Here is a 24,392-nt window from a genome sequence, read left to right as displayed (position 1 = left end):
TCTACGTAGGGCCTTTGGCAGTCGGTATATTGTGTTGCGCCATATGTTATACATAACTGTCATCGCCTTTGCCACCCAAAGCAATCTGACCGCTCTCGGCCAGTTGGCGTAATACCTTGAGTATTTCTTTTTGTTCCGCTTCGACTTCGGATACGCGGACGGGGCCTTTGCTTTCTATATCTTCCTTCAGTGATTCTACTGCCCGTTTAGACATATTTTTGAAAATCTTATTGCGAATATCTTCTTGCGCACCTTTCAGGGCAACCACCAGAGAATCCGACTGAACCTCCCTGAGCAGCAGTTGAATACCCTGATCGTCAATATCCACAAGATTATCGAACACAAACATTTCATCCATAATCTGCTGCGCCAATTCCTCATCATATTGTCTGATATTATCGATGACACTGGATTCCTGTACTGTTGGTACAAAGTTAAGTATCTCAGCTGCGGCACGGACACCACCCATAGGCGCTTTCCGTATGTTATTACTGCCAGACAGTAATTTTGTCAGCACATCGTTGAGCTCCCGCAGTGCATCGGGTTGAATACTGTCCAGTGTTGCAATCCGCAGCAATGTATCATTGCGCAGTCGTTCTGAAAAAAGACTGAGTATTTCGCTGGCATGATCACGCTCAAGATGAACAAGGATTGTAGCGATAATCTGTGGGTGCTCATTTTTGATAAGCTCTACGACGGAAGGCGCATCCATCCACTTCAACCCTTCAATGCCGCTAGTATCTCCGCCGTGCAATATCCGATCGATCAGATTGGCTGCTTTTTCGTCACCCAAGGCATTTGTCAGTACCTTGCGAATGTAATCACTTGCACCCTGACCTAATGCTGTCTTGCCATTGGCCTGTCTATTAAATTCATCAATTACACTCTCAATCTCACTTTGAGTGATATTATTCAGGCTGGACATGGCGCTACCAAGTTTTTGCACTTCTTTGGGGGATAAAAATTTGAAGACCGAAGCTGCCTCGTTTTCCCCAAGCGACATCAGCAATATCGCACTCTTTTTTAAACCTGATTCATCCATTGCCATTGACCCATTCTTTTACAACATTGGCGACAACTGCCGGCTCTTCAATCGCCAGCTGTTTGGCTTTCATAAGATTTTTGTCAAACAGTTCTTTTCTGGCCGATTCTTCAGAAAGCATATCTTGCTTTAGCATCGGTGTCCCATCCTCTGCCAGTTGTACCGGTTTTCCTGATGCATTGGCTGCTGCTGTGCTGTCTGGCAATTCACTGATTTTTTTCTTTTCCTGATCCGGGTTGTGTGCCAGCGATTTGAGAAAAGGCCGAAGAATTTTAAGTAAAAAGAATAGAACTATAGCGGCAATTAACAGCTGTTTTCCGATTTCCTGGGCCAGTGAGATGATTTCAGGATCATTCCATAATGCACCCTGTAATGCGTGATCAGAATCGGTAAATATATTATTGGTAACCGTTAACGTGTCGCCACGTTCTTCATTAAAACCCATCGCATCTCTTACCAGTCTGGTAATTTCCTGAATTTCTTCGGTGGATAGCGGTGCGTGCTTGATGTTTCCTTCATCGTCGATTAGCTTGCGATAATTGACAACCACGGCCGCTGACAACCGTTTAATATTACCGGTAGGCAGATGCGTGTGCTGAACGGTTTTATCCACCTCATAATTGATGGTTGATTCTTTGCGCTGATCAGTTGGCAACGGATCAGTTTTTTTGTCTTCGACATTTTCATCGCCGGTTATTTCAATCGGGGCCGCTGCCGGTTCTGGCGGGCGATTGGTGAGTGCGCCCGGGATGCCACCGTCTATCTTGTTACCGGTTGAAACGGATTCCATAGTCTGTTTGCTGCGTACCGATGCTTTTTCGGTATCGGGATTATTGGGTCGATAGATTTCTTCAGCGCGTTCGATTCTGGAAAAATCCAGATCTGCAGTAACCTGGGCGCGTACGTTCGCGGCACCGGTGATTGGTGACAGTATGGCCTCGATGCGTCGTGTATAGCTTTTTTCCAGCTCGTGTATATATTCCAGCTGCTTGGCGTCGAATTTTGATTCGTTTTTAGAACGTTCCTGACCGCTGAGCAAATTGCCATTCTGATCAACAACAGTGACGTTGTTGACGGGCAGGCTGGGTACACTGCTGGAGACAAGGTGAATTATGGCACTGACCTGTTCTTCGCTGAGTATTCTGCCCGGATATAGGTTCAGCAATACTGAAACACTTGGCTTCTGCCTCTCTCTCGCAAAAACTGATGGCTTTGACATAGCCAAGTGGACGCGTGCGCTCTGTACTGCTGAGAGAGATTGCACGGATCGGGACAGTTCGCCTTCCAGAGCGCGTTGATAATTGACCTGCTCAAGAAACTGGCTGATACCAAATTTCTGGTTTTCCATCAGTTCGAAACCAACCAGACCGCCTTTTGGCAATCCCTGACCTGCCAGGCGGATACGCGCTTCGTGTACCTGATCCGCAGGAACCAGAATTGCACCACCATTATGTGAGAATTTATACGAAACATTTCCCTGTTGCAGTGCACTGATTATGTCGGCACCATCCTGATCAGAGATATTTGAATAAAGCACCCGATAATCAGGTGACTGGCTCCACATCCATGCCCCGGCGAGGATTGCGACGCTGGCTGCAGCTGCTAGCATGAATCCCAGTTTTTTCTGACTGGGCAATTGATTGAATTTGTCTAATACAGCGGTTATACCTGGTTGCGATTTCGGTATCTTGGTTGCATTGACTTCGTTCGGTACTGTGGCCACAAGTTTGCTCCTGCCTGTTTTCAGTTCGTTGTTTTGGATTTCGTTTTAAGCACTACTAATGATTTGACTGGTTCATTAACATGTAAGGCTTCTAGATTTCCCAATGGTTGGTCCGTATCTTTCAATGATGGACAAAACGCATACCAATCTGGCAGATGTATTATCAGAAATTCTCAACTAGATTGAATGATCAAATAAAGCAAATTTGCTTGCCTTATTTCAACCATCACAGTTCATACCCTTAATGCTATGCTGCGGTTCAATATCAATAATTGTGATTAAACTCTTGAATACAGATACCAATCAAACAAAGAAATGAGATCGACCAAATCATCTCGGACAGTTACGGATCAGGAGCAGCTGAAACTTGCATTTGCCGCGTTTAATACGGCCTCTGAACAGTTATCAGATGTATATCAGGGTCTGCAATTACAGGTAGAACGTCTGACACATGAATTGTCAGTGGCCAATGGGGAATTACATCGGCAATTGGCAGCGAAAGACGCCCTATCCCGAAAACTGTCATTACTGCTGAATGCATTACCGGGTGGCGTGGTTGCACTGGACCCTGATGAGTATATCGACCAGGTGAATCCTGCCGCGCTGTTGCTGTTGGGCGATCCTTTAGAGGGTTTGTCCTGGCATGATATCGTCCATGAACGTTTGCTGCCTACCGTCATTGCCAATGAGTGGCTCGTTACCCACAATGCGACTGATTCATTACAGCGCCGTATTTGCATTGAAAGCAGTCCTGAGGACTCTGTTGGCAGACGTATTCTGTTGATCCATGATATAACAGATGCACATGCCTTACAGGAGCAGGCCAGACGCAATCAGCGCCTTACCACAATGGGAGAGATGGCTGCAAATCTGGCCCATCAGCTGCGTACGCCGCTTTCAACCGCTTTGTTATATGCCGCTCATCTGGGTAATGAAGCACTGGCATCAGAGGAGCGGCAGAAATTTGCCACTAAGACCATTGAACGGCTGAAACATTTAGAGCAATTGACAAGCGATATGTTGCGTTTTGTCAAGGGTGAAACGGCGCAGTTCGAATTGGTTGAAATCAGTAGTGTGCTAGTCGAATTACAGCAGGTTATCGAGCCGCAAATCAAACGTTCTAGGGTATATTTTAAGCTTTATGATCATTGTTCGGGCGCCAGTCTTGTAACAGACCGCAAGGCATTGTGTGGCGTACTGACAAACCTTGTTGAAAACGCGATTCAGGCATCATTCCAACATGGCGAAATCGTACTCGACTGTCATCTGACAAACGACCATATTATCTTTTCAATTCATGATGATGGTGAAGGTATAGACAGTGAACATCAGGATCGGCTGTTCGAACCTTTTTTTACTACACGACCGGAAGGGACTGGGTTGGGTCTGGCCATTGTGCGCGCTCTCGTTCAATCCATGAATGGTTGTATTGAAGTTAAATCTGAGCCTGGTCGGGGAAGTAAGTTTACTGTCCGCTTGCCCAGAAACGAACTAGCTAAAGAAAATTTACGCGGTCATAAAACACAGGAGATTAGCATATGAATCCATTGCCTGTGCTGATTGTCGAGGATGATCAGGATCTATTAGAAGTCATCTGCGAAACACTGAAACTGGCAGGGTATCATCCTGTTGCCGCACGAAACGGTGCAGAAGCCTTGACGTTGTTGCAGGAAAATACCGTTGGCATGGTTGTCAGCGATATCCAGATGCAACCAATCGACGGGTTTGTTTTGTTACAGAAAATCAAAGCGTTTGATCCGGATCTGCCAGTAATGCTGATGACGGCATATGGTGAGATTGACAAAGCCATTATTGCGATGCGCAACGGTGCCTGTGATTTTGTAGTCAAACCTTTTGAGCCGAATGATTTGCTGGCACAGCTTGAACAATACGCCTTAAAGAGTCCAGAAGGCGATCAGGACATAATCGCTAGAGATACGCGCACGCGCGAGTTATTGTCACTGGCCAGGCGTGTTGCCGAATCAACGGCGACGGTAATGCTGACTGGCGAGAGTGGCTGTGGAAAGGAAGTGATTGCCCGTTATATACATCAGCATTCAAGTCGCTCACGCAAACCTTTTGTTGCCATCAATTGTGCGGCTATTCCGGATAATTTACTGGAAGCGACACTGTTTGGCTATGAAAAGGGGGCATTTACCGGTGCAACCCGCGCACAACCCGGCAAATTTGAACAGGCAGATGGCGGCACTTTGCTACTTGATGAAATTTCTGAAATGCCGCTGGATCTTCAGGCAAAGCTGTTGCGTGTATTACAGGAAAGAGAAGTCGAACGGGTAGGCGGTCATCAGATCATCAAACTCGATTTTAGGCTCCTGACAACATCAAACCGTGATATGCCCAAAATGGTAAAGAATGGAAAATTCAGAGAAGATTTATATTACCGTTTAAACGTTTTCCCGATTGAAATTCCGCCGCTGAGGGAAAGGCCGCTTGATATCGAGCCATTGTCACGGCATTTTATGAACCGTGTTATAGCGGAATCTCCTCAATATTATGCACGTAGCCTGTCGCAGGAAGCGATTGATATACTGGTGCGTTATCATTGGCCCGGTAATGTCCGGGAGCTCGAGAACGTGATACAGCGAGCCATGATACTGGCCGTTAATACAGCTGCAGTCGAAGCTGAGCACATTAGCCTGGCTGACGCCTGTATTGGTCAGCAGCAAACTGATGTTCCTGTAGAAACCGCTTCACTTGATATGAAAGCGCTTGAACGCAAACATATTATGGACACGCTTGCAGCGGTCAACGGTTCTCGTAAACTGGCTGTTCAAAGACTGGGCATATCTGAGCGGACACTGCGATATAAGTTACAGCAGTACCGGGCGAGTGGTTTCTAAGAAATCAAGCCGCTGTTTATATAAAACAGTTTTACATTTTGTTGTATGATTTTAATCTGGCGGGCTGAATTTTTTAGTGTTTTCTGGCTGCTGATTTCGGGAATTCTGATGACAGGGTTTAAAGATGGATAGATCTGGAATTGATAATATACTTGAGCAATTAAATGCGGCCTCAGCACTTACTTCGGGCGTAAAAAAGCCAGTTGACAATAGTGCCGCAACAGAAGTTGACTTTAGTCAGACATTAAGAGCTGCGGTTGACAAGGTCAACGATGTACAGCAAAAAGCGGGACAGCTGAGCAGGGATTTTGTTAGTGGAGAATCCAATGCAGATCTGCATGAAGTAATGGTTTCATTACAAAAAGCCAATGTTTCATTCCAATCCATGGTTCAGGTTCGTAACAAGCTTGTAACGGCCTATCAGGAAATTATGAACATGCAGGTTTGAATTTGCCCGCCCTTACTTGAGATTCCTTTTTTTATCTATCAAATATTCAGGCGTGTCGCCCATTCTGTTTTCTACAGGAAGTTCTGATGTTGCAGCAAAAAAAAGATTTATTTTCACACCAAGATACGCTTGCCCGATTACATGAGGATCTTCCCTTATCCGACAAGCTCAGTTTTATACACCAGGTCATTCTCCAGGATTTCCCTTTTATCAGCCGTCTGGCAATAGCGCTATATGATGAGCAGACGAATATACTTAAAACCTATGCACATAGTACTGAAGGTGATGATAATCCTGTCGTTACTTATGAAGCGCCGCTTGAAGCCGCGCCTTCACTGAGGGAGATTATTGAACAGCGACGTCCACGGCTGGTCCAGGATCTGGATATTTTTGCCCAAGGTACAAACGTGCATACCAAACGTATCGCCGCCAAAGGATATAAAGCCAGTTACACCATGCCGCTGTATCAGAGCGGTGCTTTTGTTGGTTTTCTTTTTTTCAATTCTTTTGAGGCGCATCCTTTTACATCTGCGGTGTTACGCCAGATCGATATTTATGGTCATTTGATCGCCCTGATGGTTATTAATGAACTGGCAGCCATACGAACGCTTGTAGCTGCCGTGCAGGCAACGCGCAGTATGACGCATTATCGGGATATCGAAACAGGCAAGCATATTGACCGAACGGCCCATTATGCACGTTTGATTGCCCGTGAACTGGCCGCTGACTATAACATCAGCGATGAGCAAATTGAGCATATTTTTCTGTTCTCGCCGCTCCATGATGTCGGTAAAATCGGCATCCCGGATAGTATTTTGCGTAAGCCTGGGAAGCTGAATGATGAAGAATTCGATATTATGAAAACGCATCCTGGAAAAGGGCGGGAAATTATCGACGCCATTCTTGAAGACTTCAGCTTGTATGCACTGAATCATGTCAACATTATGCGCAATATCGCTGAGTATCACCATGAAGCCGTGGATGGAAGCGGTTATCCCAAAGGGCTCAAGGGCAACGAAATTCCGATTGAGGCGCGTATCAGTGCTGTTGCTGATGTATTTGACGCGCTGACTTCCCGTCGCGCCTATAAAGTGCCCTGGAGTAATGAAAAAGCTTTTGCACTGTTAAGGGAATTGTCTAACACCAAACTGGATCGTGATTGTGTTGATGCACTGTTAAGAAATCCGGACAAAATACTGGAGATCCAGCAACGCTTTCGTGATGATGAAACTGTTTGATGCAGCTCTTATCATTTGACCTGTATCAAGTGAAGCCGATCAGATGAATCAGAATTTGTCTACGTTTACTCGCGGTGTGTCCATTTTTGTACAACCAGACTTCCGACCATATCGCCTTCGACATTCACCATGGTGCGTACCGTATCCAGTAAGCGGTCTACCGGCAGCAAAATGGCAATCGCTTCAGCTGGCAACCCGACAGCCTGTAAAACGACGACCATGGTAACCATACCGGCGCTGGGAATGCCCGGCGCGCCCATTGCGGCAAGCATGGCGGTGACGAAAACAATCAGCTGCTGCATCAGACTCAGTTCCACACCAACCAGGTTTGCGATGAACAGTGCCGCAACAGCTTCATATAACGCAGTACCGTCCATATTCATTGTTGTACCCAGCGGAATAACAAACCCGGCAATATCCCGTTTGACGTGCAGGTGTTGTTCGGCACAGCGCAGCGTAACGGGTAACGTTGCTGCGCTGGAACTGGTGGCAAGGGCGGTAATCAATGCTTCACGTGCGCCGCGCCAGAATTTGATCGGTGTCATACCGGTAGTCAGATAAAGAATCAGCGGCAACACCACCAGGCCATGCAGTATCGTGGTTCCCATGACAATGCCAACGAACTTGATCAGTGTATTCAGCAGGCCAGTGTCCTGTGTGGCTACCAGCTGCAGTAGTAATGCCATGATTCCAAACGGTGCAAGTCGCATGATCCAGCCAACCAGCATGAGTATCAGTTCCAGAAACTCCTGCATTAGTACCAGAATATTGCGGTATCGTTCACCACCGATAACCAGTGCGATGCCGAGGAGCAGGGCAAAGACCACGACAGCCAGTACATTGCCCTGTGCAAGTGCCGCGATGGGGTTTTGAAACAATGAATGCAGAAAATGCGCAAAAAATTCGGCTAACGACATTTGTGTCGCCTGAAAATTCTGCAGGGAATCCTGAAACATGGCCAGTTGCAGTCCGCCACCAGGTTGCAGCCAGTTAGCAGCGGTAAGACCCAGCAGCAGTGCAAGCCCCATGGTCAGGACAAAGAATCCGAGCGTTCCCTGCCATACCCGGTTCATCTGCCGGTGAGCGCGCAAATTGGCGACACCCACAATAATCGATGTGAAAACCAGCGGAATCAGTACCATTCTTAGCAAATCAATAAATAACGTGCCGATCAGTCCTGCAATATACAGACCGCCTTGTGTGATGTTCGATTCCTGCCCCAGCCCGGCGAACCACAGACCCAGTAATATACCTGCCAGGCTGCCCAGTATGATTTGCGTATTCAACGATATTTTTTTCATTATTGTTTTACCATTTCAGGTTTTAAGCGGAAAACCGCTTAACAACAATGTGCTTCTGCCAGCTCTTTCCATTCGGTCGTATAACAGGGTGATTTGTGGTTTCGTTTCATATGCCAGTTTTTGACGGTGCCTGCACCCGCCAGCGCGAGCGTATCTTTTCCCATGCGCCGATTGACCAGGTCAAGTGTTGTCATGAGTGTTCGCGCTTTATCTGCCATGGTTGTGTCATGGGCAAACAATGCGGTTTGCCGAAAGGCATCCGCAGGGACGAGTTCCATCAGCATTATCCCGGCCTTGTTATAACGATAGCCCGTCCGGTAAATGCGTGCCAGTCCCCATAATCCTGCACGTGTCAGTTTGATCGTATCACAGCTGGACTCCGTTAATGTGACCGTAATACCCTGCCGGTATTGCGCATCCCTTTTTCGGTGTGGATTTGTATGAATATACACATGGACGGCATGTGCCAGCAAAGACTGGCATCGCAGTTTTTCTGCCGCCCTGGTAATATAACTGGTTACGGCTTCCTGAAGCTCGCTGTATTGCGTGACAGGCATGCCGAAGGATCGGCTGCATAGGATTTGCTGCCTGGCTGGTGCGACTTCATCAAGCCGTAATGCAGGCATGCCTCGTAATTCCGTGACAGTACGTTTTGCTGTTATTGAAAACATGCGGCCGATCAAATCAGCATCTGCACATTTGAGCGCCAGGGCGGTACGAATATTCAGATGGTGCAGCTTTTCCCGCAGGCGGCGACCAATTCCCCAGACTTCGCCGACTTCAATGCCGGCCAGCAGGTTGTTGAGTGTTGTTTCGGGCAAAGTGCCCAGATTGCAGACGCCCTGCCAGCGCGGTTGTTTTTTTGCGATATGGTTGGCAAGTTTTGCCAGGGTTTTGGTCGGGCCGATGCCAATACAGACCGGTAAGCCAAGCCAGTGTTTAATGCGCTGGCGAATTGTTTGACTATAGGCGGTCAGATCCATTTGAAAATCGTTAAAATACAGAAAGCATTCGTCTATGGAATAGATTTCCTGTGGCGCAAATTGCCCAAGGAGAGACATCATGCGGTTGCTCATATCGGCATATAGCGTGTAGTTTGACGATAGTGCAATGACACCATGTTTCCGCGCCAGCGACTGCACCTGAAACCAGGGCACGCCCATTTTGATACCCAGTGCCTTGGCTTCCTCGGAACGTGCGACCGCGCAGCCGTCATTATTGGATAATACAATAACGGGCCTTCCCATCAGGCACGGATTGAATACGCGTTCGCAGGACACATAGAAATTATTGCCGTCGATCAGTGCAAACATGGCTAAACAGATTTGATCACTCGAGTGACCACGCCCCATATCATCATTTCCTGCTCGTTCTTGAATTCGATATCCGGATATTGCGGGTTTTCCGCAATCAGTTTGATAATACCGTTGCGCCGGTAAAAACGCTTGACGGTTAATTCGCCATCGACAGCAGCGACGACAATACGGTTATGCTCGGGAGCAATGGCACGGTCGACAATCAGTTCGTCGCCGTCGTCAATGCCGGCATCGATCATCGAATGCCCTCTGACACGCAGAAAAAAGGTAGCCTCGCGGTGTTGAATCAATTCTTCGTTGAGGTCGATACGTTTTTCCACATAATCATCTGCCGGTGAAGGGAAACCGGCGCGTACCGAATGACTCATGCGCGGAAATGACTGTGGCACGGCTTGCTGTTCGAGCCGGGCAATTTCCATCCATGCGGGAATATATGCAGTAGACATCTTGTGTTGCCGTACCCATTGCAGAACAGTTTCTTTGCTGCTGACAGGCACGCGAACGGTGACTGACGGCTCCGCAGAACGTTTCCTGCCCGCGCCGGCGCGTTGCCCACCCCAGTTTGACTGTTTCATGATAGCTGATTTTGATTGATGACACAAAAATCAAGATTAAATGAAATATCTGTTTCAGTCAAAAATTTTTATTGGTCGATTATTGTTAATCCAGTGAGCAGCAAGCAGCACAAAAGTTTGCATCGGGCTGATGATTGTCTTATTAAAAATCTGCCTGATTGCATAATCGTTCAAGATTTTGCCGGTCAGGGTCGTTGCATGAGTATGACTGACTTTACGATGAAATAACGATGAACGAACCCGCAGAAATCAACGAACTCTCAGCTTTGCTGCGTGCCAGAGTGCCGCTGATCCTGATTGAGACACATGAAGAGCCGCGTATTTTAAAACTGCTGACACAGGCATCCAATCTGGAAAATCAATTAATGATGCGATGGAGCATCGTTGACGGACTTGGCCGGGTTGTCGGGACCGGTGGAGGTCTCGGCCAGTTTGCAGCCAGCTCAAACGACGATCACGGCAAAGCCATTTATCAGACAAATGAATTGATTGACTGCCTGAGGCATATCGATAAATCGTCTCAGAACGGCGTTTACGTCTTGTGCGACGCGCATCCCGGATTCAAGGATGCCGTAGCCGTGCGTCTGATGCGCGAAATCGCCATGGATCATGCAAAATGTGCGCGTACACTGGTGTTTGTCAGCCCGACGCTGGAAGATGTACCCTCGGAACTGCTGCGGTTGGCGGGGCATTTCAAGCCGAAATTGCCGACACGTGACGATATCCGGTCGATTGTATTCAACGAGGCGAAACTGTATCACACACAAAACGGTGACAAGGTACGCGGTGACCGTCGTACGGTTGACTTGCTGATCATGCATCTACTCGGGCTTGAATTTGAGGATGTGCGCCGTCTGGTGCGCCAGGCGCTGCGTGCGGATGGCGAGATTAATCAGGAGGATATTCGCCGCATTCTTGCTATCAAACACAGGGCATTGGGAGGAGAGGGCGTGCTGGGTTTCGAGGAATCGTCCTTCAAGTTTGACGCCATCGGCGGATTGGCACGCATGAAGCACTGGGTGACACTGCGTCAGAAACCGTTTCTGGATTCCAGAACCGCAGCACTTGACCGGCCCAAGGGAATTTTATTGCTCGGCGTCATGGGTGGCGGCAAAAGCCTTGCCGCGCGCGCAATTGCTGGCGAATGGAACATACCATTAATGCGCCTGGATTTCGGTGCGGTATATAACAAATTTTACGGTGAAAGCGAACGCAATATGCGCGCCGCGCTGGCTGCTGCAGAGGGTATGGCGCCGTGCGTGCTATGGATTGATGAACTTGAAAAAGGATTGGGTGGAAACGGGGGCGAACAGGACGGTGGTGTATCGCGCCGCATACTGGGCACATTTCTGACCTGGCTGTCCGAACGCAGTAATGCGGCAAAACCGGTATTCCTCGTGGCAACAGCAAACGATATTTCGACACTCCCACCCGAACTTATTCGCAAAGGGCGTTTTGATGAAATATTTTTCGTCGATTTTCCAAATACTGCGGCACGCGAGCAGATTTTTGCCATTCATTTAAAGAAACGGGGTTTAGATCCGGCGAATTTCGATCTGGCTGAACTGGCCGCAAATGCCAGCAGTTTTTCAGGCGCTGAAATTGAGCAGGCAGTGATTGCTGCTGTTTTTGAAGCGGCGGCGCGCAACGGTGATTGTGCGCTGACCTCTGCAGATATACTGCATGAGCTCGAACGCACGCGCCCGCTGTCTGTGGTGATGGCGGAACGGATTGGCAAGCTGCGGGCATGGGCGCATGACAGAGCGGTGCTGGCAGACGATCTGCACGATTAATAATGGGTGATTTTCCTACGCTTAATCAAATCTGAACGTATAAAATAAATCGACAGCACTGTCTTCGCCGGCCTGCGTGACGACGGTAATTTTGGGCGTCAGGTTGTAAGTGAGCTTGGTGATGCCCGCGGTGGTGGCGGTAATGCCGCGCTCGTAGCTTAAGTACGCACGCGAAGAGAGGCGTTTGCCAACTGTGCCGATCTGGCCGCCCAGGGTAGTGCTGGCAAGACTGGTCGGATTGGAGAACAGGTTGCTGGTACTGGGTGTGCCGGCCTGGGTGCTGCCCGTTGTACTGCCTTGTCTGAAAGAGATTTCATCGACACCGAACATGTCGCTTAGCTTGCTGGTGATACCGTTCGATCCACCACCAAGGATTGCGCTGGCAGCAGTAATAAGCAGGGAGGTATCCAGACCGCTGACATCGGGCGCGCGGCCCAGCACGATCCAGGACAGTTTTTCGGTGTCAGGTACATGCGGAGTCGAAACCAGTTTGATTTTTGGATGCCGCACCGAACCGGCGACTTCGACGCCGGCCTCGACTTCCAGGCCCTTGCGAATCGCCAGAATATTCAGACCGGGATCGTCCAAAGGGCCATGGAAATTCACAATACCGCGCGTGACGGTGAGATCCTGGCCGTAGGCGGTATAGGTAGCTGATCGAGTGGCGATTGATCCGACGGCACTGAGTGTATCATTTTCGTCATTGTGTAATTGTAGATTGCCGTCGAGACGACCTTCGAGTCCGGCGACGCGCAAAAAAAACTGTTTGCCGAGATCGAGCGTAACATGCAGATTGACGATTGTTTCTTGTTCATCGGTTTCGGATTCATTTTGTTCAATTTCGCTAACTTCGATTACGACAATGTCATCAGCCAGTTGCGGCCGTGACGCAGGTGGTTGCGTCAGCAGGCCGGCATCAGCGGTAATTTCGCCTTTGAAATCCAGTACGTCATCGATGAACTGTGCGGTATTTTGGCCAGAAACAGCAATCCAGTAATGTGGCGGATTTATAAGGTAAAGTTGATCAAGTGTGACAGTCAGGTCGTGGGTATTGTCGATGAAACCCAATGAACCATTGACGGTTATTGAACCAGGCTTGTTTTCCAGTTTCAGTTTTTTTAGCAAGCGGTCCTTGGGCGGTGACTGATAGGGCGATACAAAACTCAATTGATCAATATGCAGTACAGATTCATCAAAACGTGCCTTGAGTTCACCCTGATGTAAATTCAGACCGAGATCAAGTAATGCGATCATCAGCTGTTCGCCGCGGATATCGCCTTGTAGCATTGGTTTGTCGAGCGTGCCAGCGATGCTGGTCTGGAGTTTGACCGCGCCGCCAGCCTGAAGAGCAGTGTCGGTCAGTTGATCCAGCCAGGACAGATCGGGCACTGCCAGATTCACCTCGCCATCCAGCCGGGTGTCGGGCGGCAGCAACTCACCATTTGCGGCTTGCAGTGCTGGTAACTCCAGCCGCGCATTGATATTGCCGATCAACGCACTGCTTAAATCAAAATGAGCGGCCAGTGCGCCGTTGCGTGCACTGGCCTTCATTGTCAAAGTTTGCAATTCGACGGCCTGCGGCAATTCTCCGGGCAGATACCAGTCGCCTTTTTCTCGTGTAATTTCAATTTCGCCAGAAAGTCGGGCCAGCGAAGCCGGCGCCTCAATATGCCATTTGCCGCCCAGATGAAGCAAATCCTCGCCAGGAATTACATCGCTGTCGGGATGTATTTTTACACCGGAAAAATAACCATCACTTTGCCACTGTTGTGGCGACCATAAAATCCGGTTGATGCTGGCCTGACCACCTGCTATGTTCATGCGTGCATTGCGAAAGTCAACACGTTCGCTGCTAAGTGTAAGCGGGGCTGGCGACTGCAGCGCGACAGGCACCTGTCCGGTGACTGACAACTCGGTTAACCGGCCCTGCCAGACAGGTGGCGTATTCGGTTTGTCAAGTCCGGTCAGGCCGCCATCGGCGTGTAAAACAACTGTGGTTTCATCGTTGACGCGTAAACGGGTCTGCAGGGTATGCGCCGATTTTTTTCCGGCGATTTTTAGATCGAACTGCCTGAGTTGCGTTTCGCCATCTGTTTGCAATTCATCGGCTTTGAGCGTAAGCGAAAGCGTTTCTGAATGAAGGTAGCCTTCGGCAATAAGGTTGCCGATCGAAAAATTTTCGGATAACGCAAGCGCCTGGCTGTCTAAATTGAAATCAAACGCAGGCGAATCCACCGTGTCTCTCAAGTCGACCTGTGCTTCGAGAGAACCCGATAGTCCGAGTCCGGTCTGTGCAAGTGCGGGCGCGGTAATTCGCAGTACCAGCGCGTCGCCGGGCCTGCCAAATTTTCCATGGACGCTGACCTGGTTTGAGCCGATTTGAAAGTCGGTTTTGCTGTCGAGAAAAAACGGTGCTTCAAATGCGATCTTTCCGGTGCCGGTAACTGGTTGATGATTCAGATGGCTTTTTTCAAATTGATAATCGAGTACGGCTGACAATTCGGGGGACAGGCTGCCCGTGATATCAAGTCGGGTATTAAGGTTGGATTCGACGCCCTGTACGAAATCGGCAATGTTGAACTGACTGAGCTGGCCGGTGAACTGGAATTCCTGTGCGTCATCGTCGGTATCGCCATTACCGAGGTTCAATTCGCCATTGCCGGTCAGACGGGATTGACCGTGACGCAGATCAAGTTGCTCCAGCTCAATTCGGCTGGCGGCGTGCACGACGGATGCATTCAGGTTCAAACTCTGTTCGTCGTTTAAACTGATGGCGACACGCTGTGAATCCGCATCGCCCATAAATTGCACCGTGCCGCCGATTGTGGCCGGTTGCAGCTGTGTATCGATTGCGGCAGGATCCAGATTGCTGATATTGAGTATGGCCTGGCCAGTCGATCGATCAATATGCCATTCCATGTTACCCGAAATCTGGCCCTGGTCAGAAAGCAGTATTTGCAGGTTGCCCAGTTTGAATGTGTCTTCGGTAAGTAATATCGCCGCAGAAAGACCATTGAGCGGCAGACCGTTTTCATTCAGCGGGGCAGCTGTGCTGTTCTGCAATGCCATGCGACCGACGAGCCGGTCGTCGCCGTTTTGTTTTATAACTGCCTGTAGCGCCAGATTTGCACCGGGAATCCCTGATTCGTCAGAGAGAAAATCGGCAGGATTGAATCCGGTGACGGAGACATGCAATGATTTCAGCATGTCGGTAGCACTTTGAGCGAACGGCTCTAGTCGAATGGCGGCGGCTCCTCGCGTCGCTGCGTTCTGGTGAGCGAGTTTTATATCCAGCAGCTCCAGCGAACCGGACAGGGCCGCGTGTGTAACACCCCGGCTTGCTGCATCGTCCAATCGAATACTCGATTTCAGATTAAACGGATGCGTCGTCAATATGTGACCGGATGCATTGAGTGCGCCAAATTCTGAATTATTAAGCGATAAATGAGTCAACCGATGTCGCTGAGCATTACTATCCAGCTGCAGGGACAGACCGGTTATTGAGAGGTCGGGTTGCCGTTGCTGACCGGTTAAAATGTCATCGTGTGAATACAGGTGTATCTCGTCCACTGAAATAACCTGTATCAAGATATCAATGGGTGATGACAGATCAGCGGGCAATGTCGCTGCTTTCGTATTTTCTTCCGAGGACGGTACGGTATGTACATCAATCCGCTGGGCGTCGATGGCGCGCACGAACAGTTCGCCGGTAACCAGCCGGCCCGGCGACCAGTCGAGTTTGAACTGCTGTATGGCGAGTTTTAGAGTCTCATCGTGATATTGCAGCCTGCCGATCTGCATATCGCTGAAAGTACCGCCAATATCCTCGACTTCCAGCGCACCGCCACTCATGCGCGAGGCAGTTGACAGCAGCCATTGAAAGCCGCTGGCGGTGTTTAATATCCAGTAACCGGAGCCAGCCAGCGCAGCCAGCAAGCCGGATAGCGCAATGATCAGCAAATTAAGACGAAAACCGCCGCGGATGCCTTTGATGCCGGGTTGCGCTGAGTGATTGCTATGATGTTTCATCAGAAATTGACAACCATTGAGAAATGAACCCGGAATGTGCCGGTTTTGTGGCCTCTGGCCAGGTCGAGCGCGAGCGGTCCCGCCGGACTGCGCCAGCGCACACCGGCGCCGTAACCGAGAAATAAATCCATGTCTTCGATCGTATCAGCCGCGCTGCCGGCATCGACAAAAGCAGCCGCTCCCCAGTTGCGCATAAACCAGTGAGTGTATTCAGCGGTGCCGGTTGCGAGAACACGGCCACCGACAATGGCATTCCCTTCGCGCACCCCGATGCTCAGAAAATCATAACCCCTGACCGACTGAATGCCACCAGCGCGAAACAGATACTCCTGCGGAATGCCAAAGCGTGATGGCGCCAGAGTATAGCCTGCTTCGCCGCGTAAATAAAACACGTCCCGTTTACCTACCGGCCACCAGTTTTGCTGCCGTCCATATAGCCGCAGAAAATCCTGATCGGAAAAAACAGAATCGAGACCACCGCCTACTCTAAGTTCGGAAACGTTGCCTCGGCGGATATTGACCGGATCATCGACAAGGTGATAGCGGTAGCGCCAGTCGAACGCTAACGCTTCAACAGTCTGATTGATCGCGCCGTCGGGACGTTTTTCCTCTCTTTGCCAGTTCAGCGAATATTGCCACTGCGTATTGTATGTCTGGTAAATGCGTGCGGCATCTACACGTTGCCTGACAGTTACCAGGTCCTCGATATCGGTTCTTTGCAGGGTGGCACCCAGAGCATAATAAATGTTGTTTTCATTGGGCAATGTGTTTACACCGGAAAAAAATGTCTGGCGCTTTTGCTCCAGTCGTAACAATGTACTGAAATTCCAAGCACGGTCAAGGAAATTGTGGTTGCTGTAGTTGACTTCAGCACGGGCACCATTGTTCGAGCTGTAACCACCACCTACAGCGATACGCTGGGATTTTGTTTCGGTTACAGTTACGTAAACCGGGCTGGCGTTATGTTTCGATACATCTGGATCAATGCTGACCGATACGTTGCCAAAGTGCGGGATATTTTGCAGGGCAATCTGGAATCTGTGCATCAGTTCTTTGCTATAGGGTTCCCCTGTACGAAATGGTCGGTGATTTTCGATCATTCCCGAATCGTAACGGTCCAATCCATCGATCTTCAATTCGCCAAAGTAAAAAACCGGGCCGGAATCGATAACGACATGCAGTGACACCTGCGCGTTCTCTTTGTCCACAACCGCTTCGCTTTTCACAATTCTGGCGGCAGCAAATTTTTTGTAGGAAACTTGTGATAGCAATACCGACTTGGCTTCTTCCCACTCTGCTGAGAGAAAAGGTCTGCCCACTTTAAGCGGCCAGGCTTTTCGCCATTTTTTGATTTCGTCCTGCTGTGATTCATCATCAACGATACTGCCCTGGAATTTAATCTCGACAGACCGGATATTTGCCATTGGTCCCGGGTCGATAACAATCACAGGAATTTCGACCTTATTTGAAATACGCTTGTCAAAAGTGACAGCGGGCGAGAAATATCCCTGTGTCGCGAGCAATTCTATGATTTCATGTTTGGTGCGACGAAGAAAGGTCCGTTGCGCCATATTATTGGCGAAGGGCTCTTCAGGAAGTTTTATGTGCTCCTGGAGAAACTTCTGCACATCGTCGGGTGCGGAAATCCGTGCGAACTTGGCTGGACCGGTAATGTTGGGTATCAACGCCGTTTCCGCTAAAATCGGGTTGCTGGAGACTGCAAGCATGCTGAAGCAAAGCGCGTATAGATTAATTACAAGCCGTTTTCTGAGCATCGATAGGGTATCCTGCATAGCACCGTATTCAGGATGCATTTAAATATTCGGCAATGGCGATATGCATTTAGGAAAATCAGGGTACTGGTGCTGTTAATAATTCATCGTTGTTTTTAATGTGATGACTATACATTCTACTATAAAAGCGGGTTATCCTTTTGAGCCTGCCGATTGCAGACAATGCGCAAGGCTAGCAACATTTCTTGATACGGTAAAGGAACGTTACCCCGAATATCACGCGCGCCCGGTCAGCGCATTTGGTGATGTCCGGGCACAGTTGCTGATAGTCGGGCTGGCGCCCGGCATGCATGGTGCCAACCGTACGGGACGACCCTTTACCGGGGACTATGCAGGCATTCTGCTGTACCAGACATTGTATAAATTCGGGCTGGCCAGCCGGAATGAATCAATTTCACTGCAAGACGATTTGCAATTGATTAATTGCCGGATCACGAACGCGGTTAAATGCCTGCCACCGCAAAACAAGCCTAATCCGGATGAAATTCGGCAGTGTGGACATTATCTGAAAATTGAGCTGGACGAATTCAGAGACCAAGGCGGGCACATCGTGCTGGCGTTGGGCGCGATCGCGCACCGATCCGTATTACAGTGTCTGGGCCTGCGTCAGAAAGATTATCCGTTTTCCCATGGGGCCGCACACAAACTGCCATGCGGAAAAGCAAATACAATCAAACTCTATGACAGTTATCATTGCAGCCGCTACAATACCCAGACAAAGCGTCTGACAGCCGAAATGTTCGAACAGGTGTTTGCCGTAATTTCAGCTGATCTGTCAATCAAATAAGCGATCAGGAAAATCGAAGTACAAAACAAGAACCATAAAATCAGGAGAAGAAAATGCCATATGTTCATTTACGTGTTGCAGGCACGCTAAGCCAGGATCAGAAAGCGCAGATTGCTGAAGAGATTACCGATACCCTCTCGCGTGTTGCCAATAAATCGAAATCCTACACGTATATTACGTTTGAAGAAGTGCCGCATGAAAACTGGGCGATTGGTGGTGCGCTACTGGGCAAGAAAGACTGATATCGGTCGTCCTGTAAAAAAAGATGATCGAAGACAGATGACACATTTGATCAATAGTTATGTGCAGCTATGGCATAGTTTTCATGGCGTGAATCGTGAGCAGTGTTGAAACAGATGGATAGCAGCAAAGCACAGGTAAAATTCGACGCGAAAGGCTATTGCCTGAATTTACCCGCACAGCCCGGTGTGTATAGAATGCTCAATGCCGATGGCGAAGTAATCTATGTCGGTAAGGCCGTGGATTTAAAAAAACGCGTTTCTTCCTATTTTCAGAAAACGGGGCTGGCGCCACGGACACAGTTGATGGTGTCTCAGATCGCCGGCATTGAAACGACGGTGACTCGTTCGGAAGCCGAAGCGCTGCTGTTGGAAAACAATTTAATCAAAAGCCTCAAGCCACGCTATAACATCCTGTTCAGGGATGACAAATCATATCCATATATCATTCTAAGTGGACATGAATTTCCTCGACTGGGGTTTTATCGCGGGTTGCTGGATAAAACGCACCAGTATTTCGGTCCGTTTCCTAATGCCGGTGTCGTGCGTGAGAGCATTCAGCTGTTGCAAAAAGTTTTTCGTCTGCGTACCTGTGAAGACAGTGTATTCAATAATCGTGCGCGTCCCTGCCTGCTGTACCAGATTAAACGCTGTAGTGGTCCGTGTGTTGGAAAAATTTCACCGGCCGAATACCGTGAGGATATGCACGGTGCCGCGCTGTTTCTGCAGGGTAAGCAATCCGAAGTGATTGACGGTATTGCCGGCAAAATGCAGCAAGCGTCGGACAGGATGGACTATGAACAGGCGGCTGTACTGCGCGACCAAATGCAGGCGTTGCGAAAAATCCGTGAAAAGCAGTTTGTAGACAGCGGCAAAGCGATGGACGCGGATATTGTGGCCTGTGCAGGTGACGCGGAAAGCGGCGACAGAGTATGCGTGACGCTGGCCATGGTCAGAGGTGGCCGCCATCTCGGCGACAAAAGCTTTTTTCCGCAGAACGCCGATGGTTATCAGCTGTCTTCGGTGATCGAGGCATTTCTGGCGCAACATTACATCAACCGGAGTGTGCCGAACCTGATTATCGTTGACCGCGAAATTCGTCGAGAATTACTGGAGAATTTGCTGACCGAGCAGGCAGGGCATAAAGTGACCATTAATCAGAATCCGATCGGTGAGCGGCGGATATGGCTGAAAATGGCGTCGGAAAATGCACAACTTTCACTTAATCAAATGATGAACCGCAAAGCCAGCCAGGAAGAACGGCTGGTCGCACTGCAGCAGGCCTTGAATCTGGACGGGTTGAATCGTATCGAGTGTTTTGACATCAGCCATACCATGGGTGAAGCGACAGTGGCATCCTGCGTGGTGTATGATCAGTTTGCCATGCGCAATCATGAATACCGGCGCTTTAACATCAAGAATATTACACCGGGGGATGACTATGCCGCGATACGCGACGCTTTAAACAGGCGTTATCAGAAGATTGTTCAAGGCGAGGGGCGCATGCCTGATCTGATCATGATTGATGGCGGCAAGGGGCAGGTGAACGCAGCAAAAAAAGCGCTCGATGAACTCGGTGTCAGCGATGCCAATCTGATGGGCGTTGCTAAAGGTGAGAGCCGAAAACCGGGCCTTGAGCAATTGGTTTTTCCCGAGCGACAAAAGCCGTTACAATTGCCGAATAACCATGCCGCTTTGCATCTGATTCAACAGATACGGGATGAAGCGCATCGTTTTGCCATTCAGGGGCATCGTGGACGGCGTGGTAAATCACGCATGACCTCGAGCCTTGAGAGTATCAGCGGAATCGGCGCCAAAAGACGCCAGTGCCTGCTGGGACGTTTCGGCGGACTGAAAGGCGTGCAGACGGCCAGTATTGAAGAGCTGGCGCAGACTGAAGGAATCAGCCGCAGGCTTGCGGAGAAAATCTACCGGGAACTGCACTGATCGTTCGCCGGAAACTGTTGAAAATAAAGTTGCGCATGACATATCTGCAGATTGCGGATACCTGACCGTTACATGATTAATCTGATGAATTATTTTTTTGATACCTGTTTTTATAGATGCCTGACAAAGCAATCGCTTTTATGCCTTTGAATCTGCCGAATTTGCTGACGTGGCTTAGAATACTGGCCATACCCATATTTGTTGGTATTTTTTATTTGCCAGCCGGTTGGCTGACAGTCGAGCAAAAAAACCTTGTTGCCACCCTGATTTTTGCCGGCGCTGCCATAACAGACTGGCTGGATGGCTTTCTGGCACGTGCACTGAATCAAATGTCCGCCTTTGGCGCTTTTCTCGACCCGGTGGCAGACAAATTAATGGTCGCTGCCGCGCTGATCGTGCTCGTTTATCTCGACCGGCTCGGCGCGCCGATAGCGCTGGTTATTATCGGGCGGGAAATTGCCGTTTCTGCATTGCGTGAATGGATGGCGCAGATCGGTCAATCCAAGAGCGTAGCGGTATCGTTTCTGGGTAAAATCAAGACAACCGCGCAAATGATAGCGATTCCGCTGCTGCTCTACCACGATGATCTGACTGAGGGTCTTAATGCGCACCAGATCGGGACCTGGCTGATTTATGTAGCGGCAGTGCTGACATTATGGTCAATGATTTATTATTTGAAAGTGGCGATTCCGAAAGCCATTCGCGTTGACAGGTAGCTGACCGGAATCGTGACACGACTGGGCGAGAAAAACCCTGTTGTTCTTTACGAGTAGAAAGGAAACCTATGACACGGCTGTTTTTACTGTTTATTGCTTATATTGTGCTTTCCATGTTATTGACTGGTGCGGCTAACAGCAGCGTCAATGAAGACCCGAGTGCGTTTGTTATCTGCGATCGCATTAAAAGGCAGAGTATCTGTGAGGAATACCGTCTGAGCACACTCTCCGCAACAGATCGCCAGTTGATTACCAAGCACTGCACGGTCGGCGAGCGCTGCCCCGATGAAAACAGAATCGGGCGCTGCATTCGTTTTACTGATCCGGACGGACTGGTTCTCGACAAACATTATTATCGCGGGTCGAAAAAAAAGCATGACTGGGACGCGTCAACCATTGAGGAGACCTGTATTCAGAACGGCGGAAAATATGAAGATGGCTGATTGCACCACCTGAAATAAACGCAGTAACTGTTAGATATCAGCTGATAATTAATTGGCACTCTGAATACAGGCCAGATGTGGCGAAACCCGCTGTGGCAGCTTTTCGAGAGGGTTGATCTGATTGATAACAACCCTAACCGAAGGTAATGAACTGAAAATGATAAGAATATGGAATCTCTCCATTCCAGGCATACTTGTTTTATCGCTGATGCTCGGTGTCGCCCTGAACGCAGCGACGGCCTTTTCATCGTCACTGATCATTGACACCAAAGGTTTTGCATCAGGCCAGTTAAGCCGGGTCGGGCGTGACGATAGATTCGGTCGCGGCATGAGCGGCGCACATGCGGGTGAACTGCTACTGGGTCATGAGAGCGCATCGTTTATCAGCTTTGGCAGCCTGCCGCAAAATCTTGTGACCAACCCTTTCCGTTTTTGCTTTGACGAAGATGATTTCTACGATGTACTTGACGAACTGATCGGTTACGATGTCGTTATCGAATACAAAACGCCTCGCAGCAATACGCTGCTGGCATGTTCCGCTGTCAATGAACTGGTCGACATCCATCTGGTTGATAAAAACCGGCCACTCCCGCAAACGCATCTGATCGGCGACATCCGCACATTTGAACCGGAAGTTTCCTACGGCGTCGAATTTGGACGGATAACCAACGTCATCAAGAATAAAAACCTTGCACGAAATTATTTCATGACCATGCAAATCGGTGCTAATGGCGACAAATTCCGTCATTTTGTGATGGATGACCATGATCTGTATCATTTCGCGATCGAGGGACTGAAAGCAGGCGTTCCGGTGAAAGTGCACTACAGTGAGCGGCTCGCCAACAGAAATATTTTCGGTCATCGCACACGGTTGTTTGTATCTGAAATAGAAGTTGCAGGCAGGCAGGCTGGCATGGACTAGTTTTGAGCTACTGTTTTTTTCCTGCGAAAGGTTGAAAATATCACCGTGACTTTAAATAGAGTAAAACAATGAAAATTTATTTGATCGTGATCAGCCTGCTGTTCAGCGCATGCACAACGCTGCCGCCTGCTTTTGACAGCACAGATGTGCAGGAGCTGACATATGCCCAGGTCAAAGCGGATGCCGAGCAATATGAAGACGTCCTGGTAAAATGGGGCGGGGTGGTTACCGATCTTCGGGAGGTGGAAGGTGGCAGTCTGATGCAGGTCATGTTTTATCCGCTGGATTATTACGATCGCCCCGATATTGATAAACCCAGCGAAGGGTATTTTCTGCTAAAAAGCGAGAAGAAGCTTGATCCAAAGATTTATTTTACGAGCCGGGAAGTCGTTGCAATCGGGACAATTGAAGGCAGGTCAGACTATGCGGCCACCTATGGCAGCGCCGGTCTGCCGCTGATCAACGCCGTTTCGATCCATCCCTGGCCGATCGCCTACCGCGAAAACTATTACTACTATTGTCCGACCTGCTACTTCAAACAGTTGTTCTGGTAAGATGCGTGCGTTCGTGTTAAGCACTTTTATGCATGGCGAGAAATTGATAAGGGAAATTGCAATGTTTGGTATTAATATCGCCCATCAGTCGCTGGCTAACACCCCTAATAAAACAACTGGTTTGCTGATTAAACAATCTATCTATAAATTGAGAGAAAACACAGCACACCTCGTTGGTAATGAAAAACTTCACGCTGGAACAATTATATACGATTGCCTGGGCGTATCGGACAGCCTGCGACGCTGATGAAGCCCAAGGTATGAAAATATGGGTACAGGTGAAATATGGAGATGGCATTCATGCCCTGCTGTTTGGTATTGGCAACCAGGTGCATGGAGAGACCGATGCATCAATAGTTTTGAATAACCTTCATGCTTACTTAATCGAACTGGCTTGTAGAAACGAATGGATAGCAGCTGGTGTTAGTAATCGAATTAAAGAATTGCTACTCGGAAATACGGCTGCACCATGTTTGCTATCGCTCAAGCATCAACAGGACCAATCGGGAGAACGGGTTTGCCCATCTATGTCTGAAATCAATGACGATACGCTTAAATTATTGAAAGAAATCGCAGCCCGCGAAACCGATAGCGACATTGAACCCACTTTCGAATGCAAAACCAGCCATTCTGATACGATAGCAGAACCAGTTACTTCCAGATAA

General features: G+C 49.0%; 21 protein-coding genes. 14 read left to right on the top strand and 7 right to left on the bottom strand.

All coding sequences use genetic code 11. The features are described 5' to 3' along the window. Positions 1 to 46: 46 nt before the first annotated feature. Together fliG and fliF are read right to left on the bottom strand one after the other, a co-directional pair. Positions 47 to 1,042, bottom strand: coding sequence for a flagellar motor switch protein FliG (gene fliG, locus BMX44_RS10080; RefSeq protein WP_090632561.1), 996 nt, complete (start codon positions 1,040 to 1,042; stop codon positions 47 to 49). Beyond that, positions 1,035 to 2,765, bottom strand: a complete 1,731-nt coding sequence (gene fliF / locus BMX44_RS10075; RefSeq protein ID WP_090632408.1) for a flagellar basal-body MS-ring/collar protein FliF — start codon at positions 2,763 to 2,765, stop codon at positions 1,035 to 1,037. Before fliF ends, fliG begins: the two co-directional genes overlap by 8 nt. A 315-nt stretch (positions 2,766 to 3,080) precedes the next feature. Between fliF and BMX44_RS10070 the strand changes: the two genes are divergently transcribed. The 4 genes from BMX44_RS10070 to BMX44_RS10055 all read left to right on the top strand — a co-directional run bounded on the left by BMX44_RS10070 (position 3,081) and on the right by BMX44_RS10055 (position 7,312). Continuing rightward, positions 3,081 to 4,307, top strand: a complete 1,227-nt coding sequence (locus BMX44_RS10070) for a sensor histidine kinase (RefSeq protein ID WP_090632404.1) — start codon at positions 3,081 to 3,083, stop codon at positions 4,305 to 4,307. After that, a complete protein-coding gene (locus tag BMX44_RS10065; RefSeq protein ID WP_090632400.1) occupies positions 4,304 to 5,626 on the top strand; it encodes a sigma-54-dependent transcriptional regulator in 1,323 nt (440 codons plus the stop codon). Before BMX44_RS10070 ends, BMX44_RS10065 begins: the two co-directional genes overlap by 4 nt. A 124-nt stretch (positions 5,627 to 5,750) precedes the next feature. Next, on the top strand, positions 5,751 to 6,074 hold the full coding sequence (gene fliE / locus BMX44_RS10060; protein ID WP_090632397.1) for a flagellar hook-basal body complex protein FliE: 324 nt from the start codon (positions 5,751 to 5,753) through the stop codon (positions 6,072 to 6,074). A gap of 86 nt (positions 6,075 to 6,160) precedes the next feature. After that, positions 6,161 to 7,312 (top strand): HD-GYP domain-containing protein, encoded by a 1,152-nt coding sequence (locus tag BMX44_RS10055; RefSeq protein WP_245738900.1) that lies wholly within the window; start codon positions 6,161 to 6,163, stop codon positions 7,310 to 7,312. 65 nt (positions 7,313 to 7,377) lie between these two features. Here the strand turns inward: BMX44_RS10055 and BMX44_RS10050 are convergent, their stop codons facing one another. From BMX44_RS10050 to BMX44_RS10040, 3 genes are read right to left on the bottom strand one after another with little or no spacing between them, the layout of a single operon-like run. Further along, positions 7,378 to 8,613, bottom strand: a complete 1,236-nt coding sequence (locus BMX44_RS10050; protein WP_090632393.1) for a dicarboxylate/amino acid:cation symporter — start codon at positions 8,611 to 8,613, stop codon at positions 7,378 to 7,380. 38 nt (positions 8,614 to 8,651) lie between these two features. After that, the gene (locus BMX44_RS10045) at positions 8,652 to 9,965 is read right to left on the bottom strand and encodes a Y-family DNA polymerase (protein WP_245738899.1); all 1,314 of its coding nucleotides are present in this window, start codon (positions 9,963 to 9,965) and stop codon (positions 8,652 to 8,654) included. Next, a complete protein-coding gene (locus BMX44_RS10040) occupies positions 9,929 to 10,504 on the bottom strand; it encodes a LexA family protein (protein ID WP_090632386.1) in 576 nt (191 codons plus the stop codon). The genes BMX44_RS10045 and BMX44_RS10040 overlap by 37 nt, the downstream gene beginning before the upstream one ends. A 230-nt stretch (positions 10,505 to 10,734) precedes the next feature. Between BMX44_RS10040 and BMX44_RS10030 the strand changes: the two genes are divergently transcribed. After that, entirely contained in the window at positions 10,735 to 12,297 is a 1,563-nt protein-coding gene (locus tag BMX44_RS10030) for an AAA family ATPase (protein ID WP_090632378.1), read from the top strand. A 21-nt stretch (positions 12,298 to 12,318) separates the two neighbouring features. Here the strand turns inward: BMX44_RS10030 and BMX44_RS10025 are convergent, their stop codons facing one another. Beyond that, positions 12,319 to 16,326: a translocation/assembly module TamB domain-containing protein gene (locus tag BMX44_RS10025; RefSeq protein ID WP_090632374.1), complete on the bottom strand. Its 4,008-nt coding sequence runs from the start codon at positions 16,324 to 16,326 to the stop codon at positions 12,319 to 12,321. Beyond that, the gene (locus tag BMX44_RS10020) at positions 16,326 to 18,101 is read right to left on the bottom strand and encodes an autotransporter assembly complex protein TamA (RefSeq protein WP_090632370.1); all 1,776 of its coding nucleotides are present in this window, start codon (positions 18,099 to 18,101) and stop codon (positions 16,326 to 16,328) included. Before BMX44_RS10020 ends, BMX44_RS10025 begins: the two co-directional genes overlap by 1 nt. Positions 18,102 to 18,222: 121 nt before the next feature. On the opposite strand from BMX44_RS10020, the gene BMX44_RS10015 reads away from it, so the two are divergent. The 9 genes from BMX44_RS10015 (at position 18,223) to BMX44_RS09980 (ending at position 24,392) form a co-directional block, all read left to right on the top strand. After that, a complete protein-coding gene (locus BMX44_RS10015) occupies positions 18,223 to 18,906 on the top strand; it encodes a uracil-DNA glycosylase (RefSeq protein WP_090632366.1) in 684 nt (227 codons plus the stop codon). Between the two features lie 53 nt (positions 18,907 to 18,959). Next, positions 18,960 to 19,148, top strand: a complete 189-nt coding sequence (locus BMX44_RS10010; protein WP_090632362.1) for a tautomerase family protein — start codon at positions 18,960 to 18,962, stop codon at positions 19,146 to 19,148. A 114-nt stretch (positions 19,149 to 19,262) separates the two neighbouring features. After that, complete coding sequence (uvrC, locus tag BMX44_RS10005; RefSeq protein WP_090632358.1) at positions 19,263 to 21,092, top strand: excinuclease ABC subunit UvrC; 1,830 nt, start codon at positions 19,263 to 19,265, stop codon at positions 21,090 to 21,092. A gap of 140 nt (positions 21,093 to 21,232) precedes the next feature. Continuing rightward, positions 21,233 to 21,808: a CDP-diacylglycerol--glycerol-3-phosphate 3-phosphatidyltransferase gene (pgsA, locus tag BMX44_RS10000; protein WP_090632552.1), complete on the top strand. Its 576-nt coding sequence runs from the start codon at positions 21,233 to 21,235 to the stop codon at positions 21,806 to 21,808. Between the two features lie 68 nt (positions 21,809 to 21,876). Further along, positions 21,877 to 22,251 (top strand): hypothetical protein, encoded by a 375-nt coding sequence (locus BMX44_RS09995; RefSeq protein ID WP_090632355.1) that lies wholly within the window; start codon positions 21,877 to 21,879, stop codon positions 22,249 to 22,251. 157 nt (positions 22,252 to 22,408) lie between these two features. Then, positions 22,409 to 23,173 (top strand): hypothetical protein, encoded by a 765-nt coding sequence (locus BMX44_RS09990; protein ID WP_090632351.1) that lies wholly within the window; start codon positions 22,409 to 22,411, stop codon positions 23,171 to 23,173. Between the two features lie 68 nt (positions 23,174 to 23,241). Beyond that, positions 23,242 to 23,727: a Slp family lipoprotein gene (locus tag BMX44_RS09985; RefSeq protein ID WP_090632346.1), complete on the top strand. Its 486-nt coding sequence runs from the start codon at positions 23,242 to 23,244 to the stop codon at positions 23,725 to 23,727. 61 nt (positions 23,728 to 23,788) lie between these two features. Next, complete coding sequence (locus BMX44_RS16825; protein WP_177167727.1) at positions 23,789 to 23,974, top strand: hypothetical protein; 186 nt, start codon at positions 23,789 to 23,791, stop codon at positions 23,972 to 23,974. Positions 23,975 to 23,987: 13 nt separating this feature from the next. After that, positions 23,988 to 24,392, top strand: coding sequence for a hypothetical protein (locus BMX44_RS09980; protein WP_177167726.1), 405 nt, complete (start codon positions 23,988 to 23,990; stop codon positions 24,390 to 24,392).

The organism is Nitrosomonas marina (genome assembly GCF_900110145.1).
Taxonomy (GTDB): domain Bacteria; phylum Pseudomonadota; class Gammaproteobacteria; order Burkholderiales; family Nitrosomonadaceae; genus Nitrosomonas; species Nitrosomonas marina.
This window is presented reverse-complemented; position numbering and strand designations above follow the sequence as displayed.